The following is a 17,754-nucleotide window of genomic DNA, read 5'->3' as shown; positions in this document are numbered from 1 at the left end:
CGCCGGACTTGGATCGCCGGTTCCCACCCGCCCGGCATTCGCCCCTTGAAATTACTGTTGCGTCTTCGGTTGCTCCCTTACTGTCGATCTGCGATCCGTTTTTTAGCGAGCAGAAGAGAGGGGCATGGCAACCGGTCTCACGCTTTCGGACCGGCAGGTCGAAACGCTGGCGGTGGAAGGGTTCCTGCGGAAGATGATCCGCATCCTGACACAGTCGGATCCCAAGGCCGGCCCGGTTCTCGACACTGCCGAGGGACAGCAGACCCTGCGCCAGCAATATGAGCGGGCGCGGGGATACGGGCTGGAGACGGAGCGCGACCTCGGCCGCTACATCGTCACCGCCTGGACGATGGGGATCGACTTCGATCGCCGCTTTCCGGCCATGTCCCAAATCCTGAACGATCCGGCGCTGACGCCGACCGAAAAGGCCGATGGGGTCGAGCGCACCGCCCTGACCCTCTTCGCCCTGTTGGCGGAAGGCCCGAAGGACGGCGCGGCATGAGCTGGGGTGATGCTCTGGCCGAAGCCTACGCGGCGGCCTCCGACGCCGCCCGCCAGGCTGCGGTGCGGGCCGCCTCCTCCGCACAGGCCGCGATCTCGGCGGCGGCCGATATGGCCAAATCGGCGGCCGGTGCCGCAAGCGATGCGGTGGTCGAGACCGCCAAGGCCACCGGCCGCGTTGCCGGCTTCGGCATGCGCGCCGCCGCCGAGACCGGAAAGGCGGCGGTCCAGGGCACCGCTTATCTCGCCGACAAGGCGATGGAGTCGCAGCCGGTGGTCGGCCGCCTCTACAAGGCGGCGAAAGAGCAGCTGTCCCCGGCCCGCGCGCCGCGCCAGCGGGTGGTCGAGTCCTGTCCGAACTCGGTCGAGGCCAAGGTCGACCGGCTGAACCAGCGCCAATCCCTGATCGACAAGGGGCGCGGCGCCGGCAGCACCCCGGCGCAGAAGGCGGCGGCCGAACGGCTGGCCCGCGACAACCGGGCGGTCGAACTGGCCCGCCTGTCGGGCGACACCTACGACCAGTACGGCAAGCCGCCCAAGAACGATCCGCCGCTCGGCTGGACGGCCATGAGCGACTCGGAACTGAACAAGGCCGGCATCGATCCGGCGCTGCTGCGCGACGCCAAGGCCACGATCTACCGCACGCCGGCGGACTGGCCGGGCGGACAGCAGACGGTCCTCGCCTTCCGCGGCACGGTGCCGAGCGAGATGGAGGATCTGCAGACCAACATGGATCAGGCGCTGGGGGGCGAGACGATCCAATACAAGGCTGCCGCCCAACTCGGCGCCAACGTCGCCAACAAGCTCGGCCCCGACGTCATGGTCACCGGCCATTCGCTCGGCGGCGGCAAGGCGCAGGCGGCGGGCGTGTCCGGCGGCCTGACCGGCATGATGTTCAACGCGGCCGGTCTCAATCCCAAGACGGTCGGCGGCGACACCGGCGATCCCTCCGACTTCCTGCAGTTCCGGACACCGGGCGATCCGCTGACCGGCGTCCAGAATTCAGCCGCCCTGCAATCGGGGGTCGGTCTGCTGGCCGGCGGTCTGGGGTCCGGGATCGGCATGCCCGTGGCCGCAGGCAACTTCATCGCCGACAAGCTGGGCTTCCCGTTCCTCTCGCCCGACACGCGCCAGCTGGTGGAAGGCGGAACCACCGCTTTCCCCCGTGCGTTGAAGAATCTCGTCAGTCAGGGCAACCTGCTGCCGCCGGCCATTGGGCCGGTCGTCACCGTCCCGGCGCTCGACGATGCGGGCAAGCCGGTGCCGATGACCAGCCCGGGCGGGCAGCATTCCATCATCAGCGTCATCAACGGCATCGAGCGCGAGAAGAGCGAGGACGTCGCCACTCTGCAGGATTCATCGGAGCAGGGCGCGTCCGGATGATCCGCCGCCAGGTCTTCCGTGTGATGCTGGCGGTCGTCCTCGCCGCCGGATGTGCAATGAGTCAGGAGAGCAATGCCATGGGCGCCACCGCCCGCAGACTGGACACCAGCCGCTATTTCGACGATCCGAAGCTGGCGGCCCTGGCCGACGACGTGCAGGAAGGCCGCGTTTCCAAGGTGGTCGAGGCTCTGCGCGGCGGCGTTGACCCCAACGGCGTTGGCCGGGACGGTTTCCGCCCGATCTTCTTCATCTTTCCCGCTCCGACGAACGAGACGGCCAAGGCGCTGCTGGCCGCCGGTGCCGACGCCAACGTCAAGACGGCGGGGGGCGAGCCGCCGCTGATGTATGCGGTGCGGCTGGAGGACCCCGCCTTCACCCGCGTCCTGCTGGCCGGGCGGGCCGATCCCAATGCCCGTGGGAGCAACGACAAGCCGGTGATCCACGAGGCCGTGCGCTCCGACCAGCCGGAGCATCTGCGGCTGCTGGCCCGCGCCGGGGTCGATCTCAATGTCGTATGGGGCAACGCGACGCCGCTCCTCGCGGCGGTGGAGAGCATGAGCTGGGCGAGCGCCACGGCGCTGCTCGAGCTGGGGGCCGGCACCGACTGGCGCAGCCCCGGCGGTCGCACCCAGTTCACCGCCGGCGAGTCCTTCTGCAATTTCTTCACCAGACAGCGCCCCTTGCGCATTCCGCCGGCCCATCGCGAGGCGGTGCGCGGCCTGTTCGCCGCCTTCGCGCGGCGCGGCGTGGTGCTGGATTGTGCCGGCCTGGCCGACCGGCTGTAGGCGGAAACGGGCCGGGCGTCGCGCCGGAAATTTTTTGAAGAAAAGCGCTTGCGCCCGGTGAAGCTTTTGAGTAGGTTGCGCGCCTCGACGCCGACGGCCTGCCGCCGACGCCGACAGGGAAGACGACACAGCGCGCCCGTAGCTCAGCTGGATAGAGCATCAGACTACGAATCTGAGGGTCAGGAGTTCGAATCTCTTCGGGCGCGCCATCTTCTCCAGAAAGATATGATCGACACGCAAGGCCGCCTCCGGGCGGCCTTTGTCGTTTCGCGACTTCGTCGCGCTGGCGCAAGCCCCGGTGGCTCCTCTACACTTGTGGCCCGGACCACTGGATGCATGGCCATGCCCCGCAGCGACTTCTATCCGCCCATCGACCCGTTCCAGACCGGCACCCTCGCCGTCGACGGGATCCACACGGTCTATTGGGAGCAGGCGGGCAACCCGCGCGGCGTGCCGGTGATGTTCCTGCATGGCGGGCCGGGGGCCGGTGCCTCGCCCACCCACCGCCGCTTCTTCGACCCCGCCCATTACCGCATCGTCGTGATGGACCAGCGCGGGGCCGGCCGTTCCACGCCGCTGGGAGAAACGCGCGAGAACACCACCGAACGGCTGGTCGAGGACATCGAGACGCTGCGCCGGCACCTTGGCATCGAGCGCTGGCACCTGTTCGGCGGCTCCTGGGGTTCGACGCTGGCGCTGGCCTATGCCCAGACCCATCCCGAGCGCTGCCTGGGCCTGATCCTGCGCGGCATCTTCCTGATGCGGAAGGCGGAGATCGACTGGTTCCTCTATTCCATGCGCATCCTCTTCCCCGAGGCCTGGGCCGCCTTTGCCGGCCATATCCCGGAGGACGAGCGCGACGATCTGCTGGAGGCCTACTGGAAGCGGCTCGATTCGGCCGACCCGATGGTGCGCATGGCCGCGGCGCGGGTGTGGAGCATCTATGAGGGCAGTTGCTCCTCCCTGCTGCCGTCGCCCGACCTGATTGCGGCCAGCGGCGAGGACCGCCACGCCCTGGGGCTGGCGCGGATCGAGGCGCATTATTTCCGCTCCAACCGCTTCACGCCGGAGGACAAGCTGCTGCGCGACGTCTCCCGCATCCGCCATCTGCCGGGGGTCATCGTCCAGGGCCGCTACGACATCGTCTGCCCGGTGATCTCCGCCGACGCGCTGCACCGCGCCTGGCCGGAAGCCGATTACCGCATCGTCCCCGACGCCGGCCACTCCGCCATGGAACCCGGCATCCGCGCCGCGCTGATCCAGGCGACGGAGCGGTTCAAGGAATATCGGTGACGGGAGTTTCGGGGAGACGCTGGATCGGAGGACAAGATTGACACGGATGTCACGGATTTAGGCACGGATGTCACGGATTTTTCTTGAGCGTGGCGGTGCGCCGGCCAGACCCGACAGCAGCTGCTTCGGAACGCCACATCCGTGAAATCCGTGCTGCAATCCGTGACATCCGTGTTCATCTTGCCCGCAACTCCCGAACCTCCCGTCCCGCCGACCGCCTCGCGCCCTTGCACCCGCCTTCCTCCCACCCCACACTCTGCCGATGCCTGAACTTCCCGAAGTCGAGACGGTGTGCCGGGGCCTCGCCCCGCATCTCGAAGGCCGGCGGCTGGTCCGTGTGGAGCAGCGGCGGCCCAACCTGCGCACCCCCTTTCCGCCGCGCTTCTGCGAGCGGCTGACCGGCCGGCGCGTCGAGTCGGTGCGGCGGCGGGCCAAATACATCCTGATGCATCTGGATGACGGCGGCGTGCTGATCGCCCATCTCGGCATGTCCGGCCGCATGATCATCGCGCCGGAACGGCCCGAGTCCTTCGACAAGCACGACCATGTGGTGTTCGAGACCGATATCGGGACCGTCGTCACCTTCAACGACGCCCGCCGCTTCGGGTTGATGGACCTGACGGTGGCCGACGCGCTGGGCGACCACCCGATGCTGCGCAATCTGGGACCGGAGCCGCTGGGCAACGAGTTCTCCGGCCCCGAGCTGGCCCGCCGGCTGGCCGGCAAGATCACCCCGATCAAGGCCGCCCTGCTCGACCAGAGCATCGTCGCCGGGCTCGGCAACATCTATGTGTCGGAGGCGCTGTACCAGTCCGGCATCCTGCCGACCCGCACCGCCGCCAGTCTGACGGCCGCGGAGGTCGACCGGCTCGCCAGCGCGGTGCGCGAGGTGCTGGAGCGCGCGATCGCCGCCGGCGGCTCCTCCTTGCGCGACTACCGGCAGGCGTCGGGGGAGCTGGGCTATTTCCAGCACCAGTTCGCCGTCTACGACCGGGAGGGGGAGGGCTGCCCCGATTGCGACTGCGACCGTGCCCGGACGGGGGGCGTTCAGCGGATTGTACAGTCAGGCCGCTCGACTTTCTTTTGTGCGGCGCGCCAACGGTGATATAGCTGGGGCATGACGGCTCTACCGGCCATGCTCCGGGCGGCGTCCGCCGCTTTCCTCCTTGCCGGCCCCGCGGTCGCGGGCCTGGGGAGCTTCCTCGTTCCCATTCCTCCGGCTCAAGCGGCCCCACCGGCTTTTGCCGAGTCCGGGCCGTTCGTCCCCGGCTTCACCGACGTTCCGGTGATGCCCGGGCTGGCGACCGCCGAATCGGAACCGCTGGTCTTCGACAAGCCGGGCGGGCGGATCGTCCAGGCCGTGCTGTCGGGCGAGGTGCCGCGTCAGGCGGTGCTGGCCTTCTACGACCAGACCCTGCCGCAGCTTGGCTGGCGCCGGACCGCCGACCGCGTCTTCGTCCGCGAGGGTGAGGAATTGCGGCTGGAGTTCCCCAAACCAGCCGGCCGGCAGGTCGCGACCGCCGTCCGCTTCACTTTGACGCCGCGCTGATCGCGGGGACACCCGCCATACTCGCGCCGGTTCAGGATCGAACATCTCAACAACCACGAGTCCCGGAGGCAACCGGGCTCGCCCCATCGGGAGAGTGCTGCAGCCATGTCCTATGAAACCATCCTCGTCGAGACCCGCGGCCCGGTCGGCCTGATCACGCTGAACCGTCCGAAGGCGCTGAACGCGCTGTGCGATCAGCTGGTGACCGAGTTGGGCCAGGCGCTGGACGCCTTCGAGGCCGATTCCGCCATCGGCGCCATCGTCGTCACCGGGTCGGAGCGCGCCTTCGCCGCCGGCGCCGACATCAAGGAGATGGCCGGCTTCTCCTATATGGATGTCTACAACTCCAACTTCATCACGGCGAAGTGGGAGCGGCTGGCCAAGTGCCGCAAGCCGACCATCGCCGCGGTCGCCGGCTTCGCGCTCGGCGGTGGCTGCGAGCTGGCGATGATGGCCGACTTCATCCTGGCCGCCGACACCGCCAAGTTCGGCCAGCCGGAGGTCACCATCGGCACCATCCCCGGCGCCGGCGGCACCCAGCGCCTGACCCGCTTCGTCGGCAAGTCCAAGGCGATGGAGATGGTCCTGACCGGCCGCATGATCGACGCCGCCGAGGCCGAGCGCTGCGGCCTCGTCTCCCGCATCGTCCCGGCCGCCGAACTGGTCGAGGAGGCGGTGAAGGTCGCCACCAAGATCGCCTCGCTGTCGCAGCCGGTCATCGCCATGGCGAAGGAGGCGGTCAACGTCGCCTATGAATCGACCCTGACCGAGGGCATCCGCTTCGAACGCCGCCTGTTCCATTCGACCTTCGCCACCGAAGACCAGAAGGAAGGCATGGCGGCCTTCGCCGAGAAGCGCCAGCCCGGCTGGAAGAATCGCTGAGTCGCCGACACAGCGCCAACCCGGCGTTGACTCTGCCTGCTGATCCGTCCCCTGCATCTTGCGGGGGACGGACCAGATCCCATCAAGATGTCGTTTAGCTACGATTAGTCAAAATCAACGGGCGACCACGCCTTGACTCGGGGTGCGCTGCCGCGTATAAGGCGCGCTCGCATCACGACAGCCGTGTCGTTCGGAGTAGGGTTTCCATGGCCAATCATAAGTCCGCTGAAAAGCGCATTCGTCAGACCGAGCGTCGCACGGAAGTCAACCGTGCCCGCATCAGCCGCATCCGTTCCTTCGTGAAGAAGGTCGAGGGCGCGATCCAGAGCGGCGACAAGTCCGCCGCCGCCGAGGCGTTCAAGTCCGCTCAGCCGGAAATGATGCGCGGCGTGTCCAAGGGCGTGCTGCACAAGAACACCGTGTCGCGCAAGCTGTCGCGTCTGTCGGCTGCGATCAAGGCTCTCTGATCGAGTCTTCATCCGCTGCTTTCAAAAAGCCGCGCCCGTGACTCGGGGCGCGGCTTTTTGCGTTTAAAGTAAATATGCGGATGCTCGACAATTGTCTTAGATTGTTCTTACGGTCGCGTATGAGATTCGGGATCGGTCTTGTGGTCAAAGCGAACGTTTTTATCTTTTTGGGCCGTTCGCCATCTGTCCCATTGCCAGATTTCCGCAGCCTCGTTAGACTTTTGATCCATTCGGCCGGACGAATTGGGGTGATGCAACACTCTGTGTCCGGTTGAACACAGCAGTGAAATACTGAAGGTCTTACGCCGGATCAGGGCTTGTTGAGTCCCGGTCGTTCGCACGATCTTCTTTTACTTACAAGCTGTCGTGCTTGGGGCGGGATTTACGATCCCGTCGACTCTTGCGCGTGCTTTTTTGGGTATGGTGTTCCGTTCGGGGTTATCCTTGCCCGGAGTCTTCCGGGCTGGACCAGACGGGCGGCTATTCCGGTTGCAGAACCGGATTTGGGGCCGGGTTTGGGGCCGGTTGCGGGGTGATCCCGCGCCGCCACGGCGGTGGGGCCGGCCGGCGGAAGGAGCGGGAGTAAGGGAGCATGTCGGTCGGCGTGTCGTTGGATCAGCAGTGGGCGCGCATTCGCGGACGCCTGAAGGAAGAGGTGGGCGAGATCGCCTACCGGAGCTGGCTTCAGCCGCTGTCCGTCGCCAGCCTGGTCGGCGGCGAGGTGTGCATCGTCGTGCCCACGCGCTTCATGCGCGACTGGGTGCTGACCCACTATGCCGACCGCATCCGCGCCCTCTGGTCCGGCGAGAATCCGGAAGTCCAGTCGATCGACGTCATCGTCGCCTCCACCAACCCGCCGGCGGCGCTGGTCGCCGACAACGACGACCGTGATGACGGCCGGGATCATGGCCGTGATGGGGGCCGCGACGATGGTCGCGCCGCTCCGCCCCAGCGTGGCTTCGAATCGCGTGCCGCCGATTCCCGCCCGGCTCCCCGTCCGCTGCCGCCGTCCTCCGCCGAACCGGCGCCGTCGACCGTCTACACCTCCGCCTCCTATGGCGGGGCGTCGGACGAATCGCCGAACGCCGTCCCCGCGATTCTGGAGGACCGCTCCGACCTGTCGGCGGCGTTAGATCCGCGATTCACCTTCGAGAATTTCGTCGTCGGCAAGCCGAACGAGCTGGCCCATGCCGCCGCCCGCCGCGTCGCCGACGCCACCACCGTGACCTTCAACCCGCTGTTCCTCTATGGCGGGGTGGGCTTGGGCAAGACCCACCTGATGCACGCGCTGGCCTGGCAGATCCGCAAGAACGACCCGAACCGCAAGGTGCTGTACCTGTCGGCCGAGAAGTTCATGTACCAGTTCATCCGGGCGTTGCGCTTCAAGGACACGATGGCCTTCAAGCAGCAGTTCCGCTCGGTCGACGTGCTGATGATCGACGACGTTCAGTTCATCAGCGGCAAGGACTCCACGCAGGAGGAGTTCTTCCACACCTTCAACGCGCTGGTCGACCAGAACCGGCAGGTCATCATCTCCGCCGACAAAAGCCCGTCCGACCTGGAAGGCATGGAGGAGCGGCTGCGCTCCCGCCTCGGCTGGGGGCTGGTGGCCGACATCCACCCGACCACCTACGAGCTGCGGCTGGGCATCCTCCAGGCCAAGGCCGACGCGCTCCAGGCCAGCATCCCGCTGAAGGTGCTGGAGTTCCTCGCCCACAAGATCACGTCCAACGTGCGCGAACTGGAAGGGGCGCTGAACCGCATCGTCGCCCATGCCGAGCTGGTCGGCCGTTCCATCTCGCTGGAGACGACGCAGGAGGTGCTGCACGATCTGCTGCGCGCCAATGACCGCCGCGTCACCATCGACGAGATCCAGAAGCGGGTGGCGGAGCATTACAACATCCGCGTCGCCGACATGCATTCCGCCCGCCGCGCCCGCGCGGTGGCCCGCCCGCGCCAGATCGCCATGTATCTGGCCAAGCAGCTGACCGCCCGCTCCCTGCCGGAGATCGGCCGCAAGTTCGGCGGCCGCGACCACACCACGGTCATGCATGCGGTGAAGAAGGTGGACGAGCTGCGCGCCACCGATCCGTCCTTCGCCGAGGATGTCGAACTGCTGCGGCGCATGCTCGAAAGCTGAGGTTCGTTTGGGCTGCCAATTAATCGCCCGATTTATCACCAAAGCAACCGCGACGTGTCGCCACGCCGCTATCCCATCGCGACGGGAAGTTTGCTAAGGTCCGCGCGCACGGAATCTTTGCGGACGGCGTGGGTGTTGTGGTGGAAACGAATATTCTTGTCGTCGATGATTCCAATTTCTTTCGCGACCTGATCCGGACAGATCTGGAAAGCAACGGTTACCGTGTGTTGCTTGCGGAGGATGGGGCGCAGGCGCTGTCGCTCTACCGCAGCCACGACATCCACATCCTCATCACCGATCTGGAAATGCCGGTGATGACCGGGCTGGAGCTGTGCTGGCATGTCCGGGCGGAGGACGACCAGCACCGCACCTTCACCATCCTGATGACGGGCGACACCGAAACGGCCCGGCGGATCGAGGCCTTCGATTCCGGCGCCGACGAGTTCCTGGCCAAGCCGATCGACCTGTCGATGCTGCGCGCCCGCGTCCGCGCCGGAGAGCGCATCACCCGCATGCACCGGGTGATGGTGGAGATGCTGCACACCGATTACCTGACCGGCGTGCTGAACCGCCGTTATTTCATGGAGCGGCTGGAACAGGCCTACCGCGCCGCGAAGGAGACCGGCTCGCCGCTGGCGGTGGCGATGTTCGACATCGACCATTTCAAGACGATCAACGACACCCACGGCCACAGCAACGGCGATTTGGCGTTGAAGCGCTTCGCCGACCATTGCGCCGCCCAGTTGCCCGACGGCGGCTTCCTCGGCCGGCTGGGCGGGGAGGAGTTCTGCCTGTGCCTGCCCGCCGCCGACCTGGATGCGGCGCTGGTACGGGTGGAGGCGATCCGCCGCTCCACCGCGGAGTTGATGGTGGAGACCGGCAGCGGGTCCAGCTTCGGCTTCACCGTCAGCATCGGCATGTGCCTGGACCAGGACACCGACTCGGTCAACGACCTGATGGCCCAGGCCGATGAGGCGCTCTATTTCGCCAAGCGCAGCGGCCGCAACCGCACCGTCCTGCGCGGCGCCGAAGGCGTGACGGTGAAGGCACGCTTCTACGTGATGTGACGGCTCTATGAAGTTTGGCGGAGCTTCATCTTCCCCCATGGACGGACGGCTTTTGTCTCAGGCACACTTTCCGCCTTAAACGGGGCTGCGCGAAGCCGCCGCCGCGGGAACCTGACAAAACGCCATTCAAGAGCCAGGGAGACCGGACGTCATGTCCAAGATGGATCACGCCCAGACCGAGTCCCAGCGGTCCAGCGCCGAGACCCAGCGCGCCGCCAAGAGCTTCACCCGCCGCCTGCTGCTGCAGAGCGCTGCCGCCGCCGCCGGTGTCGCCTCGGTCGGCCCCTTCATCCTGCGCGAGGGCCGCGCGGCGTCGGGTTCGGTGAAGATCTTCTCCTGGGCCGGCTACATCAGCCCGGACATGCTGGCCGATTTCGAGAAGAAGACCGGCGTCAAGGCGACCCTGACCGAATACGGCACCAACGACGAACTGCTGAACCAGCTGAAGGCCACCGGCGGTGCCGGCTTCGACATCATCCACCCCACCGTCGACCGCGTGCCCAACTACGTCGAATACGAGCTGGTGCAGCCGATCGACGAATCGAAGGTGAAGTGGGACGGCTGCCTGAAGTCGTCGGTCGAGGGTTCCGCCGGCATGGGCGGCGTCGTCGGCGGCAAGCGCTATTTCGCCCCGGCCGACTGGGGGACGGAGGCGCTGGCCTACGACATGAAGAAGGCGCCGCTGACCTACGGCAGCGCCAGCTACGGCGACCTGTGGGCGCCGGCCAATGCCGGCAAGGTGACGGTGCGCGGCCATTCGGCGCTGATCGGCATCGCGCTGTGGCTGGAAAGCCAGGGCAAGCTGCCGCACCCCGTCCGCGACCAGTTCAAGGACGAGGCGAAGGCGCGCGCCAACTTCGACGCCATCCTGAAGGTGGCCGTCGCCAACAAGAAGTCGGTCGCCCAGTTCTGGACCAACGAGAACGAGGCCCAGGGCGCCTTCCGCACCAACGGCTGCATCATCGGCCAGACCTGGGACAGCAGCGCGGTGGCTCTGCGCAAGGAAGGGCTGCCGATCCGCTTCATCGCGCCGAAGGAAGGGGCGCTCGCCTGGATGGAAGGCTTCGCCATCCCGAAGAAGGCCGAGAATCTGGAGAACGCCTATGCCTGGATCAACTGGTTCTACACGCCCCAGGCCGGCGCGCTCTACACCAACCATTCCGGCATCTCCAGCACCGCGGTCGGCGCCGAGGCGCATCTGACCGACCTCAACAAGCAGTTCTTCGCCGACGCCTATCCGGGCGACGCGCTGCAGAAGCTGTGGTGGTGGCCGATCCAGGAGGCGTGGTACGTCTCGATCCGCAACGAGTACCAGGACCGCTTCCTGGCGGCGTGACCCGCAGACAGAAGAGGCCATGAGCCAAGACGTCCAACTCGACCACGTCACCATGCGGTTCGGCGACACCGTCGCCGTCCGCGACGTGTCGCTGACCATCGGGGCGGGGGAGTTCTTCAGCTTCCTCGGCCCCTCGGGCTGCGGCAAGACCACCATCCTGCGCATGATCTCCGGCTTCATGGAGCCGACCGACGGCGTCATCCGCATCGGCGGCCGGGACATGCGTGGGATCGGGCCGAACAAGCGACCGACCGCGCTGATCTTCCAGAACCTGGCCCTGTTCCCGCTGATGACGGTGGCGGACAACATCGGCTTCGGGCTGGAGGTGCGCGGCGTGCCGTCGGCCGCTCGCCGCCGCCGGGTGAGCGAACTGCTGGAACTGGTGGCGCTGCCCGACACGGCGGACAAGCGGGTGACCGACCTGTCCGGCGGCCAGCGCCAGCGCATCGCCATTGCCCGCGCCCTGGCGGTGGAACCGGCGGTGCTGCTGCTCGACGAGCCGCTCTCCGCGCTCGACCTGAAGCTGCGCCAGCACATGCGCGCCGAACTGCGCGAGTTGCAGAAGCGCACCGGCGTCACCTTCATCTACATCACCCACGACCAGGGCGAGGCCCTGACCATGTCCGACCGCATCGGCGTGATGTCGCGCGGCGTGCTGGAGCAGGTGGGCGATGGCAAGACCATCTACGACCATCCGGAAACCGCCTTCGTCGCGTCCTTCGTTGGCGAGTCGAACCGCTTTTCGGGTTCGGTCACCCAGGCGACGGATGGCTGGGCGGTCCTCGACACCGCCTTCGGGCCGTTGCGCGGCCGCAACCCGCGCGGACTCGGCCCCGGCGACCGCGCCACCCTCTATGTCCGGCCGGAACGTCTGGCGCCCGGCGACAGCGACAACAGCCTGACCGCCCGCGTCAGCCACAGCGACTTCGAGGGCGCCTTCGTCAACGCCTTCCTCGACGGCGGCCTGACCGTGCAGATGCCGCATCTGGGCCAGGAGCCCGCCTTCGTTCCCGGCGAAACCGTGCGGCTGGGCTTCCGGGCTGCCGACGCGGTGGTGCTGCCGACGGCATAAGACTCCCTCTCTCGCCCCGGGAGAGGGCACGAATCGCACAAACGAAAACGCCCCGGCCAATCGGCCGGGGCGTTTCGCATTGGGAAGACCGAGTCGTCAGTGCGTCTGCTGGATCGCCGACAGCTGCCACTGGCCGCCGCGCGGGCGGACGAAGGTCCACAGCTCCGTCGCTTCGGTCGGCTGCGAGGCGTTGCCCTCGATCACCCGGCCGCTGGCGCGGTCCACCGTGACGTCGATCAGCGAGAAGCGCATGGCGACGGTGGCGTATTCCTGCGCCCCCTCGCGCCAGCCCTCGGCCAGATCGCCCTGCAGCAGGCGGACGTCGCTGACCTTGTTGACCACGCCGCGGTTGCGGTTCTCCGCCAGATCATCGCCGAAGTAGGCGAACATCTCCGGCGTCGTCGCCGCGCGCAGAGCGTCGGCATCCTCGCGCCCATAGGCGGTCTGGACGGTGACGAGCAGCCGCTCGAACGCCTCGAAGTCGGCCGGCTGGATGCCGATCTCGTCGGCCGCCTGACGGCGCTGGGCCGGGCCGGCGTTGCCGCCGCCCATACCACCAACCGGGCCGCCCACCGGGTTATAGCCGACATCCGCCGAGTCGCGGTTCATCTGTCCACCCTGCGGACCACCGGCATAAGCCGGCCGGTTCCCGCCCAGCGGACCGCCGGACGCCGCGGTGTTGGCGGTCTGCGAGCGGTTGCGGAAGAAGCGCATGGCGAGGCGGACCAGGAAGACGACCAGCAGGATCTGCAGGAGGAAGCCCAGGATGCCGGAGAAGCTGCCCAGCCCGTCGAAGAAGCCGCCGCCGAACAGCATCGCGCCGATGCCGGCGCCGATCAGGCCGCCCATCAGGCCCGACATGAAGCCACCGCCGAAGAAGCCGCGCGAGGGCGCCGCCGCCGGGGCGGTGGACCCGGGGCGCTGCATGCCCGGCGACGCCGCCGGGGCGGCGGAGCGCTCCATCGGCGAGACCGCGTTGGGCGCGGTGGAGGTGGCGGCCGGCGCCTCGGTCGTGCGGCTGCCGCGGCTGCCCGAAGAGCTGCTCTTGCCGGCGCGGGCGTCGGCGGTGCCGGCGGCCAAGGCCATCACCAGGGCAACCGCCACCGCCGTGGCGGCGCGGGCGCCCCGCTTGGTCTTAGAGGTGGCGGAAAGGCTCGAAGGTCGGGTCTTCTCGCTCATGATCGTGCTCGCTTGTCGCATCTGGTCTGTTGTCCAGCCTTGCCAGATGGGGGTGGTGCCGCCTCCGTTTAAGAGGCGGTCTCACTTTTTTCGAGCAACAATCAGCACGGCCGCCTAATCGGTCTCACTTTGCAGCGCATCGATGGCGCGCCGGTCGCGCTTGGTCGGCCGTCCCGCGCCCGGCGCCCGGTAGGGATCCTGCAGCCGCTCCTCCGGCACCGGCGGGGCGAGGTCCTCGTACAGCGCCTGGGCTTCCGGTGCCGGTCCGCGCCGGCTGCCCAGCGCCACCACCTTGACGACGCGGATGTGCCGCCCCTGGGCGAAGGTCAGCACGTCGCCCGGCTTCACCGACGCGTGCGCCTTGGTCACCACCGTCCCCGACAGCCGCACGCCCCCGTCGTTGCACAGCTTGGCGGCGAGGCTGCGCGTCTTGAAGAAACGCGCAAACCAAAGCCACTTGTCGATCCGCAGCCGGCCGGGGGTGGTGTCTTCGGTGTCGGTCATCGCGGGACCTCCGAAGATCCCCTCTCCCCCCCGGGGAGAGGGTTAGGGTGAGGGGGGCGCGTGGCGTGGATTCTCGGGAAGGCACGCGGTGCATCCCCCTCACCCCGACCCTCTCCCCGGGGGGGAGAGGGAGAATAGGTGCTGATCGATTGTGCGTTCATTCCACCCCCTCAAAAAACCAGTTCACATCCCCGACAGTTGCCGCAGCTTGGCGAACGGGTGGTCCTCGTTCGTCGGCCGCTCGCGCCGCTGCCTGTTTCCTTGGCGTTGACCCTGCGGCCGCTTCCGCTTCCAGGTCACCGCCCCGTCCTCGGCGACGATCCGCACATAGCCAAGCCCGGTCAGCACCGTCCCCAGTTCCTCCGCCGACAGGCCGACGCGCTGGCCGAGCGCCACCTCGCGGATCGGCGCATTGGCCTTGGACGCGGTCAGCAGTTCCGTCTCCAGCCGGTCGAGCATGTCGACGCGCAACGCCCGCCCGGCGGCCAGCGGATAGCCGATGGCCTCCCAGAAGGCCGGCGGCGCGCCGCCGTCTTTCACCGGTGGGGCTTCCACCGACACGCGGCCGGGCGGCGGGATCGGCACCGGCAAGGAATGCCCCTGCGCCACCGCCCACAGCAGCCCGCGCAAACTGACCGCCGCCGGCTTGGCCAGCGCCGTCAGATAAAGATGCGACACCCCAAGCCGGACGCCCAGCCTGGTCAGCGCCTTACGGTCCTCGCGCTCCAGCCGCTCCACCATGTCGGCGACCGGTGTGCGCGGCAGCACCCCCAGACCCTCGACCAGCTGGAAGACCAACCCGCGCCCCGCACCCGACAGCCCCTCGGCGGCGGACAGCGCGAACAGCGGCTTCAGCCGGGCGGCGATATGGTCCTTCAGCCAGCGGTCCAGCCGCGCCCGCACCCGCTCGCGCTGGGCCTGATCCAGCATGCCCTCGTCGAAGGGCACCACCAGCGGCGCCAGCACCGACGGTCCGGCGGCCAGCCGCGCCACCGGCAAATTGTCGGCGCTCAGCACCCCGTCCGGCCCCAGCGCAAAGACGTCGTCCGGCTCCGCCTCGAAGGCGCGCAGCCGCTTGGCGAGTTCGTCGCGCAACGCCCGCCGCGCAGCGGTCAGCAGCGACTTCGCCTCGTCGGAGCGGTCGGGCGCGTCGGGAACGAAGCGGAAGCCCTCCAGCCGCCCGACCACATGCCCCTCCACCACCACCTCGCCGTCGGCCCGCACGCCGCCCAGCAGCGACCGCCCGTCCTTCAGCGTCCGCGACAGCGTGGCGGAGCGGCGGTCGATGAAGCGCTGGGTCAGCCGCTCGTGCAGGGCGTCGGACAGCCGGTCCTCAATGGCGCGGGTGCGTTCCTGCCAGTGCAGCGGGTCCTTCAGCCAAGTCGGCCGGTTGGAGATGTAGGTCCAGGTGCGGATATGGGCGATGCGGGCGACCAGCGCGTCGATGTCGCCCTCCGTCCGGTCGAGCCGGGCGATCTGCTTCGCCACCCAGTCGTCGTCCAGCCGGCGCAGCGGCCCTCGCAGGCTGCGGAAGACCTGGGCCAGCAGCTTGGTGTGGGCATCCGACAGCACCTTGCGGAAATCGGGGACCTGACAGACCTCCCACAGCAGCTTCACGGCGTCCCGGCCGCGGGCGAGGTCCATGATCTCCGGGTCGCGCACCAGCGCCTGCAGCGCCAGATGGTCGTCGGCCTCGCGCACGCGCGACAGCTCCTGGATCGGCGCCCGTTCCTCCAGCGATTTCAGCAGGAAGCCCGGCGTGTCGAAACGCAGGTCGCTGTTGCGCCAGGACAGCGTCTTGACCGTCTCGAACTCGTGGTTCTCGACGCGGTTGACCAGATCGGCGTCCAGTTCCCCCACCTCGTCGGTGGTGCCGAAGGTGCCGTCGCGCATGTGGCGTCCGGCGCGGCCGGCGATCTGCGCCACCTCGGCGGGGCGCAGGCGGCGCGGGGCGAAGCCGTCGAACTTGACGATGCGGGCGAAGGCGACATGGTCGACGTCCATGTTCAGCCCCATGCCGATGGCGTCGGTCGCCACGAGATAATCGACCTCGCCCGCCTGATAGAGCCCGACCTGCGCGTTGCGCGTGCGCGGGCTGAGCGCCCCCAGCACCACGGCGGTGCCGCCACGCTGGCGCCGGATCATCTCGGCGATGGAATAGACGTCGGTGGCGGAAAAGGCGACGACGGCGGAGCGCGGCGGCAGGCGCGTCAGCTTCTTGTAGCCGGCATAGGTCAGCTGCGAGAAGCGTGGCCGGCTGATGAACTCCGCCTTCGGCACCAGCCGGCGGATCATCGGCTGCATCGAATCGGACCCCAGCACCATCGTCTCGACCATGCCGCGGGCGTTCAGCAGCCGATCGGTGAAGATGTGGCCGCGCTCCGGGTCGGCGCAGAGCTGGATTTCGTCCACCGCCAGGAAATCGACGGCGCGGTCCAGCGGCATCGATTCGACGGTGCAGACCCAGTAGGACGGGTTGGGGGGCAGGATCTTCTCCTCCCCCGTCACCAACGCGACGGCGTTCTTTCCCTTGATCGAGACGATGCGGTCGTAATTCTCCCGCGCCAGCAGGCGCAGGGGAAAGCCGATCATGCCGGACCGGTGACCGAGCATGCGCTCGATCGCCAGATAGGTCTTGCCGGTGTTGGTCGGCCCCAGCACGGCGACCACACGGCCCCCCCGCCCGAGACCGCCGCCCGCCGAAGCGTGAGAGGACGTCATGGGGTTAAGCTTTGGGGTGCGAAGGCCCGCAATGCAAGCGGCGGCTTGTCTTTTGCACCTTCTGTCCCGTCCCAAAAAAGACAAGGGCCGCCGAAGGGGGATTCGGCGGCCCATGGTCTCACGGCGGCTGCGTTGGGGGGCTTGGGGTCGCCGCCGGGAGTCTGTCTGTTACGTCACTGCTTGGGCTGCTCCTGCGGTGCCGGCGCCGGACCCGGTCCCGGGCCCTTGCCCGGCCCCATTCCACCCGGCCCCATCCCGTGATGGCGCGGGCCGTCATGGTCCCAGCCGCCCGGGCCACCCATATGGCCGCCATGGTGGCCGCCCATCCGTCCGCCCATGCCGCCCGGACCCTGGTTCAGCATGCGGTCGGCCTGCTTCTGCTGGTCGGGCGTCAGCTGGGCGTAGAGGTCGGTCAGCGCCGGGCGGACGGTCTGGATCTGCTGCAGGTGGGCCTGCATCATCTGCTCGGCCCGCTCCAGGCGCTGGGGCAGGGCGGCAGGCCGCGGGGCGTCCTTGAACTTGACGCACAGATCCTGCGTCGGCTTCAGGCTGGAACGGGCGGCGTCGGCGAACTTGGTCCAGGCGGCGCGCTGCTGATCGGTGATGTTCAGCTTCTTCTCCGCATAGGCCAGCTTGCCGGCCAGACGGGCTTCCTGGTCCTCGCACATGCGGGCGAAGTGGCGGTCGGGTCCGCCGGCGCCCGGCCCCATGCCAGGACCGCCGGGCTGCGGACCACCCTGGGCGAAGACCGGAACGGCCACGCCGAGACCGGCGACCAGCAGGGCGGAGGTCAGAAGGGCGCGTTTCATGGTGTCGACTCCTCAGTGTTTGGTGCTCTCTAAACCCCGGATGGAGGGGGCTTATTCCGTTGGGAC

Annotated in this window: 16 protein-coding genes and 1 tRNA gene; 13 read left to right on the top strand and 4 right to left on the bottom strand. The window is 68.1% G+C overall.

Going from position 1 to position 17,754, the window contains the following annotated elements; genetic code table 11:
* Positions 1-124: 124 nt before the first annotated feature.
* The 13 genes from TSH20_RS18275 to TSH20_RS18215 all read left to right on the top strand — a co-directional run bounded on the left by TSH20_RS18275 (position 125) and on the right by TSH20_RS18215 (position 12,475).
* On the top strand, positions 125-502 hold the full coding sequence (locus tag TSH20_RS18275) for a hypothetical protein (protein WP_109076042.1): 378 nt from the start codon (positions 125-127) through the stop codon (positions 500-502).
* Positions 499-1,884, top strand: a complete 1,386-nt coding sequence (locus TSH20_RS18270; RefSeq protein ID WP_109076041.1) for a hypothetical protein — start codon at positions 499-501, stop codon at positions 1,882-1,884. The genes TSH20_RS18275 and TSH20_RS18270 overlap by 4 nt, the downstream gene beginning before the upstream one ends.
* Positions 1,881-2,669 carry an ankyrin repeat domain-containing protein gene (locus TSH20_RS18265; RefSeq protein WP_109076040.1) on the top strand — a complete coding sequence of 263 codons (789 nt, stop codon included), beginning with the start codon at positions 1,881-1,883 and terminating at the stop codon, positions 2,667-2,669. Before TSH20_RS18270 ends, TSH20_RS18265 begins: the two co-directional genes overlap by 4 nt.
* A 132-nt stretch (positions 2,670-2,801) precedes the next feature.
* Positions 2,802-2,878, top strand: a tRNA-Arg gene (locus TSH20_RS18260).
* A 133-nt stretch (positions 2,879-3,011) separates the two neighbouring features.
* On the top strand, positions 3,012-3,962 hold the full coding sequence (pip, locus tag TSH20_RS18255; RefSeq protein WP_158282013.1) for a prolyl aminopeptidase: 951 nt from the start codon (positions 3,012-3,014) through the stop codon (positions 3,960-3,962).
* 262 nt (positions 3,963-4,224) lie between these two features.
* Positions 4,225-5,067, top strand: a complete 843-nt coding sequence (mutM, locus tag TSH20_RS18250) for a bifunctional DNA-formamidopyrimidine glycosylase/DNA-(apurinic or apyrimidinic site) lyase (RefSeq protein ID WP_109076038.1) — start codon at positions 4,225-4,227, stop codon at positions 5,065-5,067.
* Positions 5,068-5,079: 12 nt separating this feature from the next.
* On the top strand, positions 5,080-5,511 hold the full coding sequence (locus tag TSH20_RS18245; protein ID WP_109076037.1) for a hypothetical protein: 432 nt from the start codon (positions 5,080-5,082) through the stop codon (positions 5,509-5,511).
* A gap of 105 nt (positions 5,512-5,616) precedes the next feature.
* Positions 5,617-6,393: an enoyl-CoA hydratase gene (locus tag TSH20_RS18240; RefSeq protein WP_109076036.1), complete on the top strand. Its 777-nt coding sequence runs from the start codon at positions 5,617-5,619 to the stop codon at positions 6,391-6,393.
* A 206-nt stretch (positions 6,394-6,599) separates the two neighbouring features.
* A complete protein-coding gene (gene rpsT / locus TSH20_RS18235) occupies positions 6,600-6,860 on the top strand; it encodes a 30S ribosomal protein S20 (protein WP_109076035.1) in 261 nt (86 codons plus the stop codon).
* Positions 6,861-7,452: 592 nt separating this feature from the next.
* Positions 7,453-9,000, top strand: a complete 1,548-nt coding sequence (gene dnaA / locus TSH20_RS18230) for a chromosomal replication initiator protein DnaA (RefSeq protein ID WP_109076034.1) — start codon at positions 7,453-7,455, stop codon at positions 8,998-9,000.
* 140 nt (positions 9,001-9,140) lie between these two features.
* Complete coding sequence (locus tag TSH20_RS18225; protein ID WP_136704950.1) at positions 9,141-10,067, top strand: diguanylate cyclase; 927 nt, start codon at positions 9,141-9,143, stop codon at positions 10,065-10,067.
* 151 nt (positions 10,068-10,218) lie between these two features.
* On the top strand, positions 10,219-11,403 hold the full coding sequence (locus TSH20_RS18220; protein WP_199231845.1) for an extracellular solute-binding protein: 1,185 nt from the start codon (positions 10,219-10,221) through the stop codon (positions 11,401-11,403).
* A gap of 19 nt (positions 11,404-11,422) precedes the next feature.
* Positions 11,423-12,475, top strand: coding sequence for an ABC transporter ATP-binding protein (locus TSH20_RS18215; RefSeq protein ID WP_109076032.1), 1,053 nt, complete (start codon positions 11,423-11,425; stop codon positions 12,473-12,475).
* 96 nt (positions 12,476-12,571) lie between these two features.
* Here the strand turns inward: TSH20_RS18215 and TSH20_RS18210 are convergent, their stop codons facing one another.
* From TSH20_RS18210 to TSH20_RS18195, 4 genes are all read right to left on the bottom strand, one after another.
* The gene (locus TSH20_RS18210) at positions 12,572-13,654 is read right to left on the bottom strand and encodes a Tim44 domain-containing protein (RefSeq protein WP_109076031.1); all 1,083 of its coding nucleotides are present in this window, start codon (positions 13,652-13,654) and stop codon (positions 12,572-12,574) included.
* 114 nt (positions 13,655-13,768) lie between these two features.
* A complete protein-coding gene (locus tag TSH20_RS18205) occupies positions 13,769-14,158 on the bottom strand; it encodes an RNA-binding S4 domain-containing protein (protein ID WP_109076030.1) in 390 nt (129 codons plus the stop codon).
* 183 nt (positions 14,159-14,341) lie between these two features.
* On the bottom strand, positions 14,342-16,879 hold the full coding sequence (locus TSH20_RS18200) for a helicase-related protein (protein ID WP_109076029.1): 2,538 nt from the start codon (positions 16,877-16,879) through the stop codon (positions 14,342-14,344).
* 173 nt (positions 16,880-17,052) lie between these two features.
* Positions 17,053-17,688, bottom strand: a complete 636-nt coding sequence (locus TSH20_RS18195; protein ID WP_085087324.1) for a Spy/CpxP family protein refolding chaperone — start codon at positions 17,686-17,688, stop codon at positions 17,053-17,055.
* Between the last annotated feature and the right edge of the window lie 66 nt (positions 17,689-17,754).

The sequence above is a fragment of the Azospirillum sp. TSH20 genome (genome assembly GCF_003115935.1).
GTDB lineage: Bacteria > Pseudomonadota > Alphaproteobacteria > Azospirillales > Azospirillaceae > Azospirillum.
This window is presented reverse-complemented; position numbering and strand designations above follow the sequence as displayed.

Excerpts from the sequence above, each read along its gene's own strand:
- TSH20_RS18275 (WP_109076042.1), top strand. The coding sequence starts at position 125 with ATGGCAACCGGTCTCACGCTTTCGGACCGGCAGGTCGAAACGCTGGCG.
- TSH20_RS18265 (WP_109076040.1), top strand. The coding sequence starts at position 1,881 with ATGATCCGCCGCCAGGTCTTCCGTGTGATGCTGGCGGTCGTCCTCGCC.
- TSH20_RS18205 (WP_109076030.1), bottom strand. The coding sequence starts at position 14,158 with ATGACCGACACCGAAGACACCACCCCCGGCCGGCTGCGGATCGACAAG.
- dnaA (WP_109076034.1), top strand. The coding sequence starts at position 7,453 with ATGTCGGTCGGCGTGTCGTTGGATCAGCAGTGGGCGCGCATTCGCGGA.
- TSH20_RS18195 (WP_085087324.1), bottom strand. The coding sequence starts at position 17,688 with ATGAAACGCGCCCTTCTGACCTCCGCCCTGCTGGTCGCCGGTCTCGGC.
- TSH20_RS18200 (WP_109076029.1), bottom strand. The coding sequence starts at position 16,879 with ATGACGTCCTCTCACGCTTCGGCGGGCGGCGGTCTCGGGCGGGGGGGC.
- TSH20_RS18220 (WP_199231845.1), top strand. The coding sequence starts at position 10,219 with ATGTCCAAGATGGATCACGCCCAGACCGAGTCCCAGCGGTCCAGCGCC.
- rpsT (WP_109076035.1), top strand. The coding sequence starts at position 6,600 with ATGGCCAATCATAAGTCCGCTGAAAAGCGCATTCGTCAGACCGAGCGT.
- TSH20_RS18215 (WP_109076032.1), top strand. The coding sequence starts at position 11,423 with ATGAGCCAAGACGTCCAACTCGACCACGTCACCATGCGGTTCGGCGAC.
- TSH20_RS18210 (WP_109076031.1), bottom strand. The coding sequence starts at position 13,654 with ATGAGCGAGAAGACCCGACCTTCGAGCCTTTCCGCCACCTCTAAGACC.
- TSH20_RS18270 (WP_109076041.1), top strand. The coding sequence starts at position 499 with ATGAGCTGGGGTGATGCTCTGGCCGAAGCCTACGCGGCGGCCTCCGAC.
- TSH20_RS18245 (WP_109076037.1), top strand. The coding sequence starts at position 5,080 with ATGACGGCTCTACCGGCCATGCTCCGGGCGGCGTCCGCCGCTTTCCTC.
- TSH20_RS18240 (WP_109076036.1), top strand. The coding sequence starts at position 5,617 with ATGTCCTATGAAACCATCCTCGTCGAGACCCGCGGCCCGGTCGGCCTG.
- pip (WP_158282013.1), top strand. The coding sequence starts at position 3,012 with ATGCCCCGCAGCGACTTCTATCCGCCCATCGACCCGTTCCAGACCGGC.
- mutM (WP_109076038.1), top strand. The coding sequence starts at position 4,225 with ATGCCTGAACTTCCCGAAGTCGAGACGGTGTGCCGGGGCCTCGCCCCG.